The sequence below is a fragment of the Limnohabitans sp. B9-3 genome, from assembly GCF_002778325.1.
GTDB classification, from domain to species: Bacteria; Pseudomonadota; Gammaproteobacteria; order Burkholderiales; family Burkholderiaceae_C; genus Limnohabitans; species Limnohabitans kasalickyi.
In genome coordinates this window covers 1-16,926 of record NZ_NESI01000013.1, presented here as the reverse complement: position 1 = coordinate 16,926, position 16,926 = coordinate 1, and the positions used below count along the sequence as shown (strand labels likewise).

At 56.1% G+C, this 16,926-nt stretch carries 15 protein-coding genes; 7 read left to right on the top strand and 8 right to left on the bottom strand.

Annotated features, from left to right (window positions below):
• Position 1 precedes the first annotated feature (1 nt).
• Complete coding sequence (locus tag B9Z42_RS15785) at positions 2-1,729, top strand: ShlB/FhaC/HecB family hemolysin secretion/activation protein (protein WP_100134381.1); 1,728 nt, start codon at positions 2-4, stop codon at positions 1,727-1,729.
• Positions 1,730-1,744: 15 nt separating this feature from the next.
• Here B9Z42_RS15785 and B9Z42_RS15780 read toward each other — a convergent pair whose 3' ends face one another.
• The gene (locus B9Z42_RS15780; protein ID WP_100134380.1) at positions 1,745-2,401 is read right to left on the bottom strand and encodes a DsbA family oxidoreductase; all 657 of its coding nucleotides are present in this window, start codon (positions 2,399-2,401) and stop codon (positions 1,745-1,747) included.
• 67 nt (positions 2,402-2,468) lie between these two features.
• Between B9Z42_RS15780 and trxA the strand changes: the two genes are divergently transcribed.
• Positions 2,469-2,801, top strand: a complete 333-nt coding sequence (trxA, locus tag B9Z42_RS15775; protein ID WP_100134379.1) for a thioredoxin TrxA — start codon at positions 2,469-2,471, stop codon at positions 2,799-2,801.
• A gap of 200 nt (positions 2,802-3,001) precedes the next feature.
• Positions 3,002-4,264: a transcription termination factor Rho gene (gene rho / locus B9Z42_RS15770; protein WP_100134378.1), complete on the top strand. Its 1,263-nt coding sequence runs from the start codon at positions 3,002-3,004 to the stop codon at positions 4,262-4,264.
• 55 nt (positions 4,265-4,319) lie between these two features.
• On the opposite strand, the gene B9Z42_RS15765 is transcribed toward rho, so the two are convergent.
• Complete coding sequence (locus B9Z42_RS15765; protein ID WP_100134377.1) at positions 4,320-6,545, bottom strand: tetratricopeptide repeat protein; 2,226 nt, start codon at positions 6,543-6,545, stop codon at positions 4,320-4,322.
• A 199-nt stretch (positions 6,546-6,744) separates the two neighbouring features.
• Between B9Z42_RS15765 and B9Z42_RS15760 the strand changes: the two genes are divergently transcribed.
• On the top strand, positions 6,745-7,020 hold the full coding sequence (locus tag B9Z42_RS15760; RefSeq protein WP_100134376.1) for a prevent-host-death protein: 276 nt from the start codon (positions 6,745-6,747) through the stop codon (positions 7,018-7,020).
• 7 nt (positions 7,021-7,027) lie between these two features.
• Positions 7,028-7,303: a plasmid stabilization protein gene (locus tag B9Z42_RS15755; RefSeq protein ID WP_100134375.1), complete on the top strand. Its 276-nt coding sequence runs from the start codon at positions 7,028-7,030 to the stop codon at positions 7,301-7,303.
• 17 nt (positions 7,304-7,320) lie between these two features.
• Here the strand turns inward: B9Z42_RS15755 and B9Z42_RS15750 are convergent, their stop codons facing one another.
• From B9Z42_RS15750 to B9Z42_RS15725, 6 genes are all read right to left on the bottom strand, one after another.
• Positions 7,321-8,310, bottom strand: a complete 990-nt coding sequence (locus B9Z42_RS15750; RefSeq protein WP_100134374.1) for an alpha-E domain-containing protein — start codon at positions 8,308-8,310, stop codon at positions 7,321-7,323.
• A 2-nt stretch (positions 8,311-8,312) separates the two neighbouring features.
• Positions 8,313-9,758, bottom strand: coding sequence for a circularly permuted type 2 ATP-grasp protein (locus B9Z42_RS15745; protein WP_100134373.1), 1,446 nt, complete (start codon positions 9,756-9,758; stop codon positions 8,313-8,315).
• Between the two features lie 41 nt (positions 9,759-9,799).
• Entirely contained in the window at positions 9,800-12,421 is a 2,622-nt protein-coding gene (locus B9Z42_RS15740) for a DNA internalization-related competence protein ComEC/Rec2 (protein ID WP_100134372.1), read from the bottom strand.
• 129 nt (positions 12,422-12,550) lie between these two features.
• Entirely contained in the window at positions 12,551-13,102 is a 552-nt protein-coding gene (locus B9Z42_RS15735; protein WP_100134371.1) for a surface-adhesin E family protein, read from the bottom strand.
• 50 nt (positions 13,103-13,152) lie between these two features.
• A complete protein-coding gene (fdxA, locus tag B9Z42_RS15730; protein WP_100134370.1) occupies positions 13,153-13,482 on the bottom strand; it encodes a ferredoxin FdxA in 330 nt (109 codons plus the stop codon).
• An 18-nt stretch (positions 13,483-13,500) separates the two neighbouring features.
• On the bottom strand, positions 13,501-15,807 hold the full coding sequence (locus B9Z42_RS15725) for a molybdopterin-dependent oxidoreductase (protein ID WP_100134369.1): 2,307 nt from the start codon (positions 15,805-15,807) through the stop codon (positions 13,501-13,503).
• A 103-nt stretch (positions 15,808-15,910) separates the two neighbouring features.
• Between B9Z42_RS15725 and B9Z42_RS15720 the strand changes: the two genes are divergently transcribed.
• The gene (locus B9Z42_RS15720) at positions 15,911-16,498 is read left to right on the top strand and encodes a TetR/AcrR family transcriptional regulator (RefSeq protein ID WP_100134368.1); all 588 of its coding nucleotides are present in this window, start codon (positions 15,911-15,913) and stop codon (positions 16,496-16,498) included.
• 1 nt (position 16,499) lies between these two features.
• Positions 16,500-16,823, top strand: a complete 324-nt coding sequence (gene mobB / locus B9Z42_RS15715; RefSeq protein ID WP_100134367.1) for a molybdopterin-guanine dinucleotide biosynthesis protein B — start codon at positions 16,500-16,502, stop codon at positions 16,821-16,823.
• Positions 16,824-16,926 lie beyond the last annotated feature (103 nt).

Genomic DNA, 16,926 nt, shown 5'->3' with positions numbered 1-16,926 from the left:
CATGAACGTTTCTTTGAACGAATTACACAGCCGACCACCCCAAGCGCTTTCTCGAATCAGCTGGTTGGTGTTGATGCTGCTTGCCCCTTGTGCCTCACAAGCCGCAGAGGTTGATGCAGGCGCGTTGCAGCAGCAAATTGATCGCACACAAAACTTCAACTTGCCGCGTCAGAGGGCGCCGTTGTTACCCAAGCCGATGGCCAACCCGCCCCGTACTGGCTTAAAAATATTGGTCCAGCGTTTTGAAGTCAATGGCAACACCTTGCTCGATCAGGCCCAACTTCAACCTTTGCTGAATCGCTATCAAGGGCAAGAATTGACCTTCAGCGAGATAGAAACCTTGGTGAGCGAGTTGGCTGAGGTCTTCAGAGAGGCGGGCTGGGTTGTGCGAGCCTATCTGCCGGAACAGGATGTGCTGGATGGTGTGGTCAAGATTGAAATTGTTCAAGCCCGATTTGGCGAAATTCGGTTCGATGGAGAGATTCCCAAACCCGCCACGCCTGAAACACTCAAACGCATCGTTCAATCACAACAGGCGAGCGGCGCGTATTTGAACTCCCCAGCCATTGACCGCGCTTTGTTGATTGCCGACGACATTTCCGGTGTTTATGTGAACGGCAACTTGAAAGAAGGAGAACAAGAAAGCGAAACAGACTTGGTTCTCAAAGCCACAGCAAAACCTGGCTTCGAAGGAACCGTCATCACAGACAACACGGGATCACGAGGGACCGGTGTGAATCGCTTGGTCATGAACGTCAATTTCAACAGCGTCTTCGGTGATGGCGATCAAATCAGCAACACATGGACAGAGACCAAAGCCAGCCGTTACACGCGTGTGGGTTGGACAGTGCCAATCGGTACCGATGGTTTAAAAATTGGGGCCAATACATCGCACCTCTCCTACCGAGTTTTACAGTTTCAAGAAACCGTGGCCCCCACAGGCACCTCCGACACCACGGGTATTGAGGCCAGCTACCCGCTGATACGGTCACGCTCTCAAAACATGTACGCCAGTTTTGCGATCGATGAAAAGCACTTCAAAAACTTCAGTGAAGGACAGGTCAAAAGCGACTATTCAAGCCGACCTAAATCCTTGAGTTTTTATGGCAATAGTTTCGATGGTTGGGGTGGCGGTGGGTCCAATACAGCCAACCTGACCTTCGTTAATGGATTCATGAACCTTGACGGCTCACCGAACGCACCTGAAGTTGCTGTGACCACGCAAACTGCGGGTGCTTATCGCAAAATTCGTTACGCATTGAGCCGCCAACAAGTGTTAGCTTCTGAATGGTCTGTGTATGGTTCGCTATCCGGCCAACGCTCGCGTGGTGCAAAGAACCTCGACTCATCCGAAAAGTTTTACCTCGGTGGAAGTTCGGGCGTTCGAGCTTACCCCAGCAGTGAGGCGGGGGGTGGCAATGGGGTGATGGGAAATATTGAGTTGCGTTGGCAACTTCAACCACGCTTGATGGCCGCGACTTTCTATGACATTGGTAATGTCACGCTTTACCCAGCACTGAACCAGCAAGACGTCACCGCGCTCAACAAGTACACCCTCAAAGGCAACGGCTTTTCCTTGGCTTGGCAAAGTGAAGACGGGATTGCCCTCAAGCTGATTTGGGCCAGACGCATCGGAACAAACCCAGCTGCCAACATTGAGACGGGCAAAGACTTAGATGGTTCGCTCGTGAGAACTCGGATGTGGAGCTCGGTCACCGTGCCGTTTTAAACCAAAAGCCAGCCCCTAGTTTTGGCCTGATTGGTCAGCCAATGCCTCATGCATGGCTTGCACCAAGGTCTCACTTTCGTGCGCGCCCGACAAACCCACCTTGCGATTGAAGATGAAAAACGGCACGCCGGTGAAGCCCATTTCACGGGCGGCCTTGTCGCTGTCCATGGTTTGGGTGTGCAACGCAGCATCTTCCAACGTTTGCTTGGCCAACTCAGGCGTCATCCCTGCGGTGACGGCTATCTCCATCAGCGCAACCGCATCGGTCAGGTCTTTGCCATCCAAAAAGTAGCCTTTGAACAAGGCTTCGACCATGCGGTCTTGGGCTTGCCCAGCTTCGGACACGGCAATCAAGCTGTGCGCGACCACGGTGTTGGGCTGACGGGCGATATGGTCAAACGCAAAGTCAATCCCCACCTCTTGGCCCACGCCTGTGACACGCTCATAAATGGTGTCAGCGCGGTCTCCAAATTTTTTGCGCACGTATTCAGCACGCGCAATGCCTTCTTGGGGCATGTCGGGGTTGAGTTGAAAGGTGTGCCAGCGCACTTCAGGCGTGATGTCGGGGTGCTCGGCCGCCCAAAGTGCCAAAGCACCCTCTAGGCGGCGTTTGCCGACGTAGCACCACGGGCAAACCACATCGGAGACAACATCAATGGTGAGAGTTTTCATAGGTGTACTTGCTTTCTGCCACAATGCCCCAACTGTAGCTCTATAGCCAATTCACAGAGGACACATCATGGCAAGCGATCTGATCAAACACATTACTGACACTACCTTCGAGGCAGACGTTCTGCAAGCGGACAAGCCCGTACTCGTCGACTACTGGGCCGAATGGTGCGGTCCTTGCAAGATGATTGCCCCCATCTTGGACGAAGTGTCTGCCGCTTACGAAGGCAAGCTGCAAATTGCCAAGATGAACGTCGACGAAAACCGCGACATTCCTGCCAAATTTGGCATTCGCGGCATCCCAACGCTCATGTTGTTCAAAGGTGGTCAACTGGCCGCTACCAAAGTGGGCGCCATGAGCAAAGCGCAATTGACCGCTTTCATTGACCAACAACTGGCTTAATTTTTGGCCATCCCCAACAAGCCCGCTGATTGCGAAATCAGCGGGCTTTTTTCCTGTCATAATCAAATCTGAATTCGCCAACTGCCCATGAGGCTGCTGGTTCCCACACTGGGCTTGAATTCTGGTCTTAGAGGCACCTTACGCCTCGCACACGACCTCCCCCCAATTTTTTAACGAACTCCCTTTACTGGAGTCCCAAGATGCATCTGAACGAACTCAAGGCACTGCACGTGTCTGAAGTGCTGAAACAAGCCGAAGAACTCGAAATCGAAAACACAGGCCGTATGCGCAAGCAAGAGCTGATGTTTGCCATCATCAAAAAGCGCGCCCGTGCTGGCGAACAAGTGTTTGCCGATGGCGTTCTGGAAATCTTGCCCGACGGTTTTGGCTTCTTGCGCAGCCCCGACACCAGCTACACCGCTTCGACAGACGACATCTACATCAGCCCCAGCCAAGTACGCCGCTTCAACCTACACACCGGTGACATGATTGAAGGCGAAGTGCGTATCCCCAAAGACGGCGAGCGTTACTTTGCATTGACCAAACTCGACAAGGTCAACGACGACCTGCCTGAGAACAACAAACACAAGGTCATGTTCGAGAACTTGACCCCGCTCTTCCCCCGCGAACAGATGAAGTTGGAACGCGAGATCAAGGGCGAAGAAAACATCACGGGTCGCATCATCGACATCATTGCGCCCATCGGCAAAGGCCAACGCGCCTTGGTCGTCGCCCCGCCTAAGAGCGGTAAGACCGTGATGATGCAGCACATCGCCCACGCGATTGCCGCCAATTACCCCGATGCCCACATGATGGTGTTGTTGGTGGACGAGCGCCCTGAAGAAGTGACAGAAATGCAACGCTCGGTCAAAGCCGAAGTTATTGCCTCCACCTTTGACGAACCCGCCGCACGCCACGTGCACGTGGCCGAAATGGTGATTGAGCGCGCCAAGCGTTTGGTGGAACTGAAAAAAGATGTGGTCATCTTGCTCGACTCCATCACCCGCCTCGCCCGCGCTTACAACAACGTGGTGCCCTCGTCGGGCAAAGTGTTGTCAGGTGGTGTGGACTCCAACGCCTTGCAACGTCCCAAGCGCTTCTTTGGCGCGGCCCGCAAAGTGGAAGAAGGTGGCTCACTGACCATCATCGCCACTGCCTTGGTCGACACCGGCAGCCGCATGGATGAAGTGATCTTTGAAGAATTCAAAGGCACGGGCAACTGCGAAATTCACCTTGACCGCCGCTTGTACGAAAAGCGCGTGTTCCCCGCCATTCAACTCAACCGCAGCGGCACGCGCCGCGAAGAGTTGTTGCTGCCACCCGAGATCTTGCAAAAGACCCGCATCTTGCGCCAGTTCATGTACAACATGGACGAGATCGAATCCATGGAAATGGTTTTGAAGAGCATGAAGGCCACCAAGTCCAACGTCGAGTTCTTCGACATGATGCGTCGCGGCGGCTAAAGCCTCTTAAGCTAACCAGACAAAGGGCGTATGCGGTTTTCGCATACGCCCTTTTTTAAAGCGCCGTCCACATCGCGCGCAGCGCTTTTTCAAAGTCACGGGTGTATTCGTCCACATCCCATGCAGGCAAAGCCATCAAGCGCTCACGCAAACCTTGTTTAAGAGACAGTAAGGCTTGACGATCTTGAGCCATGGACACGGCAATACGCACATAGTCGGCATCTGATTGAGCCACCCACTCCGGCAGACCCGCGGCGCTCATGAAGCTCGCGCCCATGCGCGACACAAAGTTGCCGCCCGCCTTCACCACCACGGGCACGCCCATCCACAACGCTTGCAAAGTGGTGGTGCCGCCGTTGTAGGGCACGGGGTCGAGTGCAATGTCCACATCGGCGTACTCGGCCATCATGTCGGTCAGCCCCACGGGGCCGCGGAACTCAAGGCGATCACGCGCAATGCCCTCGGCCTCAAAGCGCTGGGCAAAGGCTGCCACAGCGCCCTCGTCCTTGAAGCTGGGTGCCTTCAGCAGCAAACGTGAGCCAGGCACCTCGTGCAACACCGCCGCCCACAGCTTGACCGTGTGCGGCGTGAGTTTGGGCACATTGTTGAACGAGCCAAAGGTCAACGGACGCGTGGCGTGCGCTTGCGTGTAACTGGGGTAGGGGTAATCCACCTCGGGGGCAAAGCAAAACACGCTATTGGGCAAGCGCGCCAGCTTTTCGCTGAACAAGCCTTCGCTGCCTTTGGGGGCCACCACGGGGTCGGCCACCAACCAATCGATGTTGGGCACGCCGGTTGATCCGGGGTAACCCAAGAACGTGGCCTGCACCGGCGCGGCGCGTTGGCCAAACACGGCCATGCGTTGCATGCTGGTGTGACCCGACAAGTCCAACAAAATATCGATGCCGTCTTCTTCGATGCGACGCGCCAACTGCGCATCACTCCAATTCGTCACCTCCACCCAACGCGCCACGCGGCGCTTGGCCAACTGGGTTTGCTCGTCGTGTGAAACACCCGTGAAATAGAGGGTCACATCGAAAGCCTTGGGGTCCAAGCGCGCCAGCACGGGCTGCATGAAGATATTGACGGGGTGTTGGTGGTGAAAGTCTGCCGACACCAAGCCCAGGCGCAGCTTGCGCTTGGGCGAACGGTCGTTCTTAAAGCTGCTGACGGTGCGCGCGTTCTCACCCAAGTGCGCAAACATCGTGCGGTGCAAATCGGCCACCTCTTGCGCCGACAGCTTGTCGCTGTAAAGCGAACTCATCGCGGCACTGGAATGCATTTTGGAGCCCTGCCCCTCTTCGTCAGCCAAGGCTTTGTACAACTGCAAGGCCGTGTCGGCATCGCCCGAGCGCCCTGCCACGCTGGCACGCATGGACTTGGCACCCGACTGCGGCGCAATCGCCTCGGCACGCGCCAGCACCTCTAGGGCTTCTTGCATGTTCCAGCTCTCAGCCAAAGAATGGGCCAAATTCCAATGCGCGGTGTCACTGTCGGGGTGCAACTCTACGTTACGGCGCAGCACCGATTGGGCTTCTTGCCACAGGTTGTAGCGGAACGACAGGTCGGCCAAACGCACCAAGGTAGCCTCTGACGTGGCCACACTCGCGCGTTCAAATGCACGGTGCCCGTCTTGGGTCATGCCTAAGCGCATGCAAATGTCGGCCAAATCCATTTGCATTTCACCGCGCTCGTTGTCGTCCAGCGTCTCGCCGCTGATGCGCAAGATCAGCAAGGCTTGGCGCATCGACTCCAAGGCGCGGGCCGCATCGCCGCGCTCCAGCCGGTACTTGGCCATGCGCCAGTGCACCGTACGATTTTTCTCGGCGCCGGCCGCGTTGAGGGCATGGTGATAAGCCGCTGCCGCCCCTTCAAACTCGCCCAAATCTTCCAACACGCGGGCCAACCCCAACCTCGCCTCAAAACGCTCGGGTGCAACCTGTACCGCCTTTCGATAACTGGCCACCGCTTGCTGCGGCACGCCCTGTTGACGGCACAAGTGCCCCGCTTCCAGCCAAGCGCTGTAATTGTTAGGGAACGCTTTGAGCAACTGCGTGAATGTTTGCCGCGCCGCCGCCCCATCGCCCAAGTTGACCCAGCAACGGGCCAACTGCAACGCCGCAGGCTCCATCTGCGGGTTGTCCTTCAAACACTGCTCGTAGCATTGCAGCGCTTGCGACCAACGGCCCTCACGAAAATGCGCATTGCCTTCGTTGTAAGTCGCCGCCGCGAGAGGCAATTCTTGGACAACGTCGGTGGATTCAGGGCTTGATGGCTGCATGAACTTTTTACTCTTCTCATCACGTCAAAAATAATGAGGGGATTGTCTCGGAAAAGATATTGCTTTTAAGCAAATTACCCATGAAGCGAGGCATTTATCAGCAGGTGTCAGCGTGTTATGAACTCATCTCAATCGTACGATTTACAACACGTTAATTCGTACTTAAAATAACACGACATCCAATAAAGACCCCAAACCTATGCAACAACTCACCGCCAATGACCTCAAAGTACGCGGCATCGCCGCCATTGAATCGGTGCTGGCTGAGCAAACCGAAGCTGCCATCTCCGTGCGCGGCAAAGAACGGTTTGTGGTGATGGACATGGCGCACTACCACTACTTGCGTGAGTGCGAATTGGAAGCAGCCCTGATGCAAAGCAAGGCCGACTTGGCCGCAGGCCGTGTGGTGCAAGAAACCGCGCAAGATCATATGGCTCGTCTTGATGCCCTGTTGAGCGACAACGCTGGTCACTGACACGGCTATGCCCTACGCGCTGGTCATCACCGACAGCTACGTGCGCCGTGTCGTGCGTTTTTTAAAGCGGCATCCTGAGCTGCGCAACCCTTATGCCAAAACGCTGGCCTTGCTAGAGCTCAACCCGCATCACCCGTCTTTGCGGCTCCACGCCTTGTCGGGTCGGCTTGCAGGTTTGCACTCGGTGTCGATCAATCTGTCTTACCGCATCACCTTGGAGCTGCTGATTCAGGACCAGCAAATTATTCTCATCAATGTCGGTGACCACGACACGGTGTACTGACCCCACCGTCAAGCCACTCAACTCGGCACCAAAAACTCCCGGCTGATGCTCGCACCAATCTCGTTCACGCGGTCCAAAAACTGGGTGAGATAGGCATGCAAGCCATTCGCCAAGATTTCTTCAATGCGCCCAAACTCCATCTCGGCACGCAGTTTTCCCGCGCGGCGATAGCTGTCGATGGCGCGGTCGTCGGACACCATGGCGATGTTGTTAACCACCTCGTTCATACAAGCATGCAGCGAGCGCGGCATGTCGGCACGCAAGATCAGCAACTCGGCCACACGCTCGGGGTGAATCACGTCGCGGTACACCTTGCGGTAAATCTCAAAGCCGGAGACGCTGCGCAAAATCGCGCTCCAGTGGTAGAAGTCGTGGTCTTGCTCTTTGACCTGTACCTGGCCTGCGCCGGAACTTGGACTTTGCGTTTGGCTTTGCCCAAAGAAGTCATGCGCCACCGCATGGAACTTCACATCTACCAAGCGGGCGGTGTTGTCAGCACGCTCCAAGAAGGTGCCCAATCGCATGAAGTGCAAGGCCTCGTCCATCAGCATGGTGCCCACGGTCACGCCGCGTGACAGGTGCGAGCGAAACTTCACCCACTCAAAAAATTGCCCCGGGTCGCGCTCAAACTCGCCGCCTTTGAGCATGCGGTTCAACTCCAGCCACGTCTGGTTTTGCGTTTCCCACACCTCGGTGGTGAGGCTGCCACGCACAGCGCGCGCATTTTCACGAGCGGCACGTAAACACGAGATGATGGACGACGGGTTGCTCTCGTCCTTCACCATGAACTCCATCACATGATGCGGGGTAATGTCGCCATGGCGGGCTTGGTACGACGGCAGCAACTCGCTGATCGACAGCAAGCCTTGCCAGCCCATTTGGGCCACCTCGGCAGACTGCGGCAGCAGCGAGGTTTGGTAATTCACGTCCAACAGGCGTGCGGTGTTTTCGGCCCGCTCGGTGTAGCGGGACATCCAAAACAGGTGGTCAGCAGTTCGGCTCAGCATCGTTAAACCTCCAAAATCCATGTGTCTTTGGTGCCGCCGCCTTGGCTGCTGTTCACCACGAGTGAGCCTTCTTTCAATGCCACGCGGGTCAAGCCGCCGGGCACCATTTGCACGCTCTTGCCGCTCAGCACGAACGGGCGCAAGTCGATGTGGCGTGGCGCAATGCCACTCTCCACGTAGGTCGGGCTGCTGGACAAACTCAACGTGGGCTGCGAGATGTAGCCGTCGGGCTTGGCAATCAGCACTTGGCGGAATTCTTCAATCTCCGCCTTGGTGGCGGCAGGACCGACCAACATGCCGTAGCCGCCTGCGCCGTGCACTTCTTTGACCACCAGCTTGTCCAAGTTGGCCAAGGTGTAGGCCAAGTCGTCTTTTTTGCGACACTGGAAGGTAGGCACGTTGTTGAGGATGGGCTTTTCGCCCAAGTAAAACTCAATCATTTGTGGCACGTAGGGGTAGATCGACTTGTCGTCGGCTATGCCCGTTCCCACGGCGTTGCAAATGCTCACATGACCGGCGCGGTACACATCCATCAAGCCTGCGCAGCCGAGCGTGGAGGTAGAACGGAACACCTTAGGGTCTAAGAAGTCATCGTCCACACGGCGGTAAATCACATCCACGCGCTTGGGACCACGGGTGGTGCGCATGTAGAGAAAGCTGTCTTTCACAAACAGATCTTGGCCTTCGACCAACTCCACGCCCATCTGTTGCGCCAAGAAGGCGTGCTCAAAATAAGCGCTGTTGTACATGCCGGGGGTCAACACCACCACGGTGGGGTTGTCGGTGGTGGCGGGGCCGCTGGCACGCAAGGTCTCGAGCAACAAGTCGGGGTAATGCGCCACGGGGGCCACGCGGTGTTGGCTGAAGAGCTCGGGGAAGAGCCGCATCATCATCTTGCGGTCTTCCAACATGTAGCTCACGCCACTGGGCACGCGCAGGTTGTCTTCGAGCACGTAGTACTCGCCCTCGCCCGCAGCGTTGGGGGCTCGCACAATGTCAACCCCGCTGATGTGTGAATACACGCCGTTGGGCACATCCACCCCCATCATCTCGGGGCGGAACTGGGCGTTGTTCAGCACCTGTTCCGAGGGGATGAGGCCCGCCTTCAAAATCTCTTGGTCGTGGTAGACGTCGTGGATGAAGCGATTCAACGCGGTTACACGTTGGGTCAAGCCTTTTTCCATGTCTTGCCATTCATGGGCGGGAATGATGCGTGGAATCAGGTCAAACGGAATCAGGCGTTCGGTGCCCGAGCCATCTTCGTCTTTGTCGCCGTACACCGCAAAGGTGATGCCGACGCGACGAAAAATCATCTCCGCTTCTTCGCGTCTGTCGCGCATGGACTGCGGATCTTGGCGCTGGAGCCAATCTAAGTAGTTCCGGTAATGGGGCCTGACCGCACTGTCGATATACGGCAGCTGGGCATACATTTCATCAAACTTGTGCATGGGGGAACTCCTGCTTCTACCTTAGCAAATTAGGTGCCATGCTACGGAACTTGATGAAACCAATATCGTTGTTGGCTTTCTCGCTCACAACGCACCAACTTGGGGTTCTCGCTGTGCCAATACGATGCACCACAACGGGGACTCTGCACAACTTGCACCCCCAATGGGGCGTAACGCGCCAACACATCGGCGCGCGGATGGCCAAAGCGGTTGCGGTAACCCGCCTGAACCACCGCCACTTGTGGGCGCACGGCCTCTAAAAATGCCGTGGTCGACGACGTGGCGCTGCCGTGATGCGGCACCAGCAACCAATCCGCTTGCAAGTCTTGGCCGCTTTGCACCAACGATTGCTCTTGCGGGCCTTCGATGTCGCCCACCAACAAAGCCGACACCACTTGGGATGTGCTGTCGCCTTGGCCTTCCATTGCACCTTGATTTGCCAAAGCGCCATTCATGCCCAGCATTTGAGACGCGCTCACCCGCAACACACAACTGAGCGCATTGGGTTTGAGCTTGCGGTCGTAGTCTTGGGCGCTAGGGTGCAACACCTCAAATTGCACGCCGTCCCACACCCAAGCTTGCCCGCGTTCGCAACGCTGCATGGGGCGCAATTGCTGCATCGAGTGGGTCGCGGGCATGGAGGTCAGCACATCGGCCTCGGGCTGCATGGCCAACACAGCAGGCGCGCCACCGCTGTGATCGCTGTCTTGGTGGCTGATCACCACGCGGTCCAAGCGCTCGCCCCACGCGCGCAGCAAGGGCACCAACACCCGCTGGCCCGCATCGGTCTCCGCAGAGTAGCGCGGGCCGGTGTCATACAGCAGTGCGTGTGAGGCGGTACGCAGCAACACGGCGTGGCCCTGCCCCATGTCGGCCGTGACCAACTCGAACGTGCCATGCGCAGGACGCGGCGTTTGCCAACTCAACACAGGCATGACCAACGCCATCCCCAGCAGACGCATCCAGATTGGCACGCGCAGCGCCCACAGCCCCATGCCTAATAAAGCGGCCGCGCTCGCCCACATGGGCGCAGCCGGTGTTGACCATTGCGCCCAAGGCACGCTCGCCATCTCCCCCAACAGCCAGCGCAGCACCTGCAACGCGTCAGCTGCTAAGCCCCACGCGGGCGCAAACACCAGTCCCAGCACACACAGCGGCGTGACCACCAAGGTCACCCAAGGCACGGCCAACAAATTAGCGAACAACCCAACCAGCGACACCTGATGGAACAGCAGCAAGCACAGAGGTGCCAAACACACGCTCATCAACCACTGCTCACGCCCCATGCGCTGAGCAGCGCGCCAAGCTCGAAGCCAATGCCCGCGAACGGACGCTGGCAAGTCACCCTCGGTAAAACGCGTGGGCGCATCGGAACTGCCCGAGGCAAACAAAATACCCACTGCCACAAAGCTCAGCCAAAACCCCGCTTGCAACAACGCCCACGGGTCCAGCGCCAGCACCACGGCGCAGACCAACAACCACACCGAGGGCCAAGGCCAACGCAACCCCTGCCAGCGCAACAACGCCACCACAGCCAGCATCCATACTGTGCGCTGCGCCGGCACGCCCCAGCCGGTGAACACGGCATACATCAGCGCAATCAACACGCCACACACCTGGGCCGCGTGAGGCGCAGGCAGCCACAAGCTCCAAGGTCTGCGCGGCGACCAAGCATCGCTACGCCGCCACAGCCACCCCATGCAAGCTGCGGCCAACCAAGCCATGCCGGTGATGTGCAGCCCCGAAATCGCCATCAAATGCGCCACGCCTGTGGCCCTGAACACATCCCAATCGGCACGCTCTATGGCGGCTTGGTCACCCAGCAGCAAGGCCGACACCACGCCTGCCATGGCTCGGTCTTGCACGTGGGCTTCTACCCGCGCACGGACTGCCTGACGCAGCCGCGCCACGGGATATTGCCAACTTGAGCCCAGCCACTCAGGCGGCACATCCTTGGCGCCGTGACGCACATAACCCGTGGCCTGCAAACCTTGCTCCCACAGCCACAACTCATGGTCAAACCCATGCGGGTTGATGTGCCCATGCGGCGCTTTGAGCCGTACCGTCAAGCGCCAACGGTCGCCAGCCCTCACTTCGGGCGGCGGCTCGGCTTGGTTGGCAGCGCCTTGCCCCCAAGTACGGCCGCCGTACCAGCCTAGCCAGACAAAACGAGGCAACAAAGCCGAAGCCACTTGAGGATCAGCGATCTCGTTGCGCACTCCGGGTGGCATTGCTTTCAGGACGGCATCCATGGCCAGCACCTCCAACCGAAACCGCACACTGTCATCGGTGCGCTGCGGCAAACTGGCGACCACGCCCTCTAACTGAATCGATCGGCCCTCTAGCTCGGGGTTCAAGCTGCCTTCTAAATATTGGTGTGCGCGCCAGCCGGTTTGGGCAAAGGCAAGCGTCAGCGCCAGCAGTGCCCAGCTGATCGCGTGACCAAGCTCGTGCCAGGCACGCGCCGCTGACGAGCGGTGTGTCCATGCATTTGAAAACGCAGGCTCACGTCGTGCGAGCACCCAAACCAACCCCATCAAAGCAGCACCAGCTAAACCTGCATAAGCCCAAACCGGTAACAGCGTCGCCTCTTGCAACTGCAAAGCCGTGCCCGCCAGCCATCCCAAGCACACAGGCGTGACGCGATTCAGAGAACGGTGCATGCAAGACCCAAAGTTGGTGAGGATCAGGCAATTTAGTGGTGTACCCGCACGCAAAAAAAAGCCGCGCTCACAAAGTGACGCGGCAGATTCAAAAAAATAAAAGCTGGATCAGCTGCAGATAGGTTTGCCTCAAGCCGCTGGCTTACCGCTCGCCGAACACACTTCTTTCTTCAGCGCTGCCATGTAGGTATTGGGACGAATCGGCGCTTCGCGGTTGCGCCATTCTTGAAGGTCATCGGCCGCGACTTCTTTGCCTTTGCCCATGGCTTTTTCAAAATAGCTCACCGACAGGCGCACCACCATGTCGGTTTTGCAATACATGCGCACGCGCATCATCATCGACTTGTAGCTTTCGCCGTTGGGGGTTTTGTCGTTCTTGGGCAAATCGGTCAGCACCCAAGCGTAGCGCGACACATGGGCGGGCATCACCGCTGCTTTGTCATAGTAATAAGACGTGTCTTCGTCTTTCAGCAACTCACTCCATTGGGCAGAGGCAGTGCCGGCGCTCAGCAACAGCGAGTTAGCGAAAAGACAAACCGACAGGAAATGAAAAATACGCATCGTGGACTCAACACATGGAAACAACCATGTGTTGGGTATCGGCGGCAGCTTGGAAAACTTGAGCGCTCCGATCAAAGCTCTGATCTCTTGGGCCATCTCGATGATCAGGGACACATTCATAGCTATTTTTTAAACAACAGAAATCAACATCGACATATGGCCGACTTTTCTTAGCGTTGAAGCACCGAGAGCTTCCCCTTGCGATCTTTCCAAGCCTCAGCATCAGGAAGTGGACTCTTTCGCTTCGTGATGGTTTTCCAACCAGGGTGCAGGTAAAGCTCCGCATTGATAGCCGTCATGTGCCGTTGGTCGTTGGGAAGATCTTCCTCCGCATAGATTGCGTTGACTGGACATTCAGGTATGCAAACTGCGCAATCGATACATCCGTCAGGATCGATGGCCAAGAAATTGGGGCCTTCTACAAAGCAATCCACTGGGCAAACATCCACACAGTCGGTGTATTTGCATTGGATGCAGGTCTCTGTCACAACATGGGTCATGGCGTCCTCGGCACTCTCTTAGTTTTGAAAAAGTCGTTCTAAATGAACAGGCACATACTTGTGCCAAGGTGTTCCGGCAAAGGGGTCGCGGTCAGCCGTGTTGGTGAGTTCGTTCACTGAGACACCTCTGCGGGTCAACGTGCCATCGGCATCGGGGTAATCCAAACCGTGCCCATTGGGCATGGAGACATAGCCCCGCTGTAATTCGTCCGATAACTCAATGGGCGCTTTAGCAGTACCACGGGGCGTTTTGAGCTGAACCCAGTCACCCTCATCGCATCCCAATATGGCGGCGTCTTCGGGGTGAATGCGCATGACGCTGAAGTCGCCCTTCTTCATCCATTCCGGATTTCGAATGGATGTTTGGCTTGTCTCCGCCCGGCGTTCACCGGCGCACAAGATGAAGGGGTAGTCTGGTCTGTGGTGTGGCAGTTTGCTGTCAATCGTTGCCAACTCGTCCAGCATCTCTTTGATATTCAGGTTGATTTTGTGATCGGGCAATTTCACTGCGTCCCAGCTGTCGCTGTATTGGCTAACACCAAAGATGACACCCGATGGGCTGTTCAATATGGCCTCAAACAGACGATTACCTGCTATCAATGGCTGGCCTCCAAACCCAGCCCCCTTTGCGGCTGCAGCTTGCGTGCGGACGTAAATCTGACTGATTCCCCACAGAGTGGCCGCAGGAGCCAAGTTGGCTGGCAGGCTAGGCCCCAAAGTGCGGTACAGCACAACAGGTGCATATCGCGCCACCTTTTTGTCGCGCGTAGATTTCCAGGCAAACGACAGGCCAAACGCCGTGCGTCCCAGGCGTGCTGCACCGCGTAAAAAGCTGTAATTGGTTTCGTCCAACTCTCCCATCGCCTCCAGCAGACGCGCATGGATTTCTGCCTCTGTCAGCGTGCCAGGTCGAGGAGGAAAATGAGGATGACGCAAATGAAAGCCGTTGCGTGGAAACTCCAAATTAAAAAACGTCGCCTCGGCTTTTTCAAATTGGCTGCTGGCTGGCAGCACATAGTCGGCCTGCCGTGCGGTTTCTGTCATGGCCACATCGATAACAACGCTGCACTCCAGTGCGCGAAGCGATTGCCGCATGCGCTGACTGTCCGCCAATGAGTGAACAGGATTGGCACTTTCGATGAACATCGCCCGAAAGCGCTTCGGGTGATCTGTCAGTATTTCGTCTGGAATAACGTTGCACGGAATCAAACCCATGATCACCTTGGAGTTGGTGACTGGGCTATGCGTCCACTTTCGTGGCGCCGATGACTTGCCCGAGTTCGAATTTTTAGATGTGCTTCGAGTGGAGTTCGAGAGGTTGAGGAAAGGCGCAAAAGCGTTGTTAGCCCCCTTCTTCGCATAATTGCCCGTCAGCAGCCAGACCAACCGATTCAGATAGCTGTTGAGTGTCGAATGCAAACTCATTTGCACACCCAGATCTTCAATCATCGACACGCTTTTGGCACTGGCAATGCGACGCGCTGCAGACCGAAGCAGTGATTCATCCACGCCGCAAATCTTTGCGTACTCTGCGACGTTGATCTTTGTCATGGCAGCTTCAACGGCTGCATAGCCGGTAGTGTGCTCATCCAGCCAGGTTTTGGCTACCAAATTTTCTTGGACCAGGATGGCGGACAAAGCGGACAGACACCAGGCGTCTGTTCCCGGCTTGACGGCCAAGTGGAAGTCCGCCATTTTGGCGGTCTCGCTGCGCCTTGGGTCAATCACGATCATGGCGCGGTTCGGATCGTTCTGAATCTCTCGCAGAATGACGCGTGTGCGTGCAAAGCCATGCGATTGCCAAGGATTTTTTCCAAGAAAAACTGCGACTTCGCAGTGTTCAAAGTCACCATGCACTGGTGCCCCAGCCATCTTGCCTTGCACCCAGCCTTCCCCCGTCTTTTCTTGTGCCAGTGCGTTGGATCTGTACTGAATACCCAGTGCTTTGATGGTGCTGTCTGCGTATGTTCCGCCCAGATGATTGCCTTGACTTCCGCCACCGTAATAAAGAATGCTGTCACCACCATGTTGCTGTTTGATGGCTTTGAGCTTTTCAGCAATTTCGCGAATGGCGGTGTCCCAATCGATGTTCTCGTAGGTGCCATCGGGTTTGCGGCGTTTTGGTGAATCAATCCGGTCCGCGCCGTTTTGGTAGAAGTCCATTCGCTGCGACTTCTCGCAGATGTAGCCTTGAGAAACAGGGTTGTCCTTGTCACCCTTGATCTTTGTGATTCGCCCATCTTCCGTCTTGATTTCCAAGCCGCAGTTGATCGAGCAAATGATGCACGCGGATTTTTTCCAGCCTTCTGTCTCAGCAGTGTCCATGGCGATGTGTTCCTAGATCAATGGCGGTTGATTAATTGGATAATGCCTGTTATCCTAAGTCAATCGATCAAAAAATGTCAAATCAATTTTTTAGAAAATTCTTATGCGGTACAACGCTGATTACAAAGAACAAGCAAGAGAGAAGCTGCTCAATGCAAGCGGACAACATGCAAAGCAGAATGGTTTCAATGCCAGTGGCTTGACAGATCTTGCCGCTGCTGCGGGCGTTACAACCGGCTCTTTGTACAAGCACTTCAAGGGCAAGTCGGATTTGTTCATCAACATCATCGAAGCAGAACTGAAGCGCACTGCAGACATGTATGCCTCGGTAGATTCAACGGATCAGGTGCAGGTATCACGTGCCCTAGCGGGTTACCTGAGTTTGGCGCATGTGCGTAACGCAGGCGCCGGTTGTCCGTTACCGTCCTTGACACCAGAGATTGGACGCGCTAACGACGCGGTCAAATTGGCTTTTGAGCGGGGCGTACAAGCCGTTCACGCCAATGTGACGGCTCTCACAGGAGATGCAAATTCGGCTTGGAACATCATGGCGCAAAACGTGGGTGCCGTCATGCTTGCACGCGCCATGTGCAGCGAGGAGCTCCAAAGCGAACTTTTGAACGCGGTTCTCCAAGCAGGTGAAAAGATCATTGGCCAAGACAAGCCTTTGCACCCAGTAAAACGGAGTTGAGATGCGTGTATTTGGCATTGCAGGACATTCCGGAATGGGCAAAACCACATTGCTGGAGCATCTTGTTCCGGAACTGAAAGCCAGAGGGATGGTTGTGTCGGTGATCAAGCACAGCCACAAAGATTTGGACATTGACCGACCAGGTAAGGACTCTTATCGACTGCGCGAAACAGGATGCCAAGAAGTATTGGTTATGGGTCGACGCAGATGGGTGTTGATGCACGAACTGAGCGAAGACAATGAACCACCTCTGCATCAATTACTGGACAAGTTGCAAGCGTGTGATTTGGTGCTAATTGAAGAGGGTGTCCCGAATTTTGTGTAAACGGAGCGAGTGTTAATTCGTCGGCATCCTTCCCTCAAACTGGATCGTAAATCGGTTCAGCACGGGCTTCCAGTTTTGCACCGGCATCGTCCACTTCTTGGCG

Bases quoted from the DNA above. Each gene is read 5' to 3' on its own strand.
- B9Z42_RS15740 (WP_100134372.1), bottom strand. From the start codon at position 12,421: ATGCACCGTTCTCTGAATCGCGTCACGCCTGTGTGCTTGGGATGGCTG.
- fdxA (WP_100134370.1), bottom strand. From the start codon at position 13,482: ATGACCCATGTTGTGACAGAGACCTGCATCCAATGCAAATACACCGAC.
- B9Z42_RS15745 (WP_100134373.1), bottom strand. From the start codon at position 9,758: ATGCACAAGTTTGATGAAATGTATGCCCAGCTGCCGTATATCGACAGT.
- B9Z42_RS15785 (WP_100134381.1), top strand. From the start codon at position 2: ATGAACGTTTCTTTGAACGAATTACACAGCCGACCACCCCAAGCGCTT.
- B9Z42_RS15765 (WP_100134377.1), bottom strand. From the start codon at position 6,545: ATGCAGCCATCAAGCCCTGAATCCACCGACGTTGTCCAAGAATTGCCT.
- B9Z42_RS15750 (WP_100134374.1), bottom strand. From the start codon at position 8,310: ATGCTGAGCCGAACTGCTGACCACCTGTTTTGGATGTCCCGCTACACC.
- B9Z42_RS15760 (WP_100134376.1), top strand. From the start codon at position 6,745: ATGCAACAACTCACCGCCAATGACCTCAAAGTACGCGGCATCGCCGCC.
- B9Z42_RS15755 (WP_100134375.1), top strand. From the start codon at position 7,028: ATGCCCTACGCGCTGGTCATCACCGACAGCTACGTGCGCCGTGTCGTG.
- B9Z42_RS15720 (WP_100134368.1), top strand. From the start codon at position 15,911: ATGCGGTACAACGCTGATTACAAAGAACAAGCAAGAGAGAAGCTGCTC.
- trxA (WP_100134379.1), top strand. From the start codon at position 2,469: ATGGCAAGCGATCTGATCAAACACATTACTGACACTACCTTCGAGGCA.
- B9Z42_RS15780 (WP_100134380.1), bottom strand. From the start codon at position 2,401: ATGAAAACTCTCACCATTGATGTTGTCTCCGATGTGGTTTGCCCGTGG.
- B9Z42_RS15735 (WP_100134371.1), bottom strand. From the start codon at position 13,102: ATGAATGTGTCCCTGATCATCGAGATGGCCCAAGAGATCAGAGCTTTG.
- B9Z42_RS15725 (WP_100134369.1), bottom strand. From the start codon at position 15,807: ATGGACACTGCTGAGACAGAAGGCTGGAAAAAATCCGCGTGCATCATT.
- mobB (WP_100134367.1), top strand. From the start codon at position 16,500: ATGCGTGTATTTGGCATTGCAGGACATTCCGGAATGGGCAAAACCACA.
- rho (WP_100134378.1), top strand. From the start codon at position 3,002: ATGCATCTGAACGAACTCAAGGCACTGCACGTGTCTGAAGTGCTGAAA.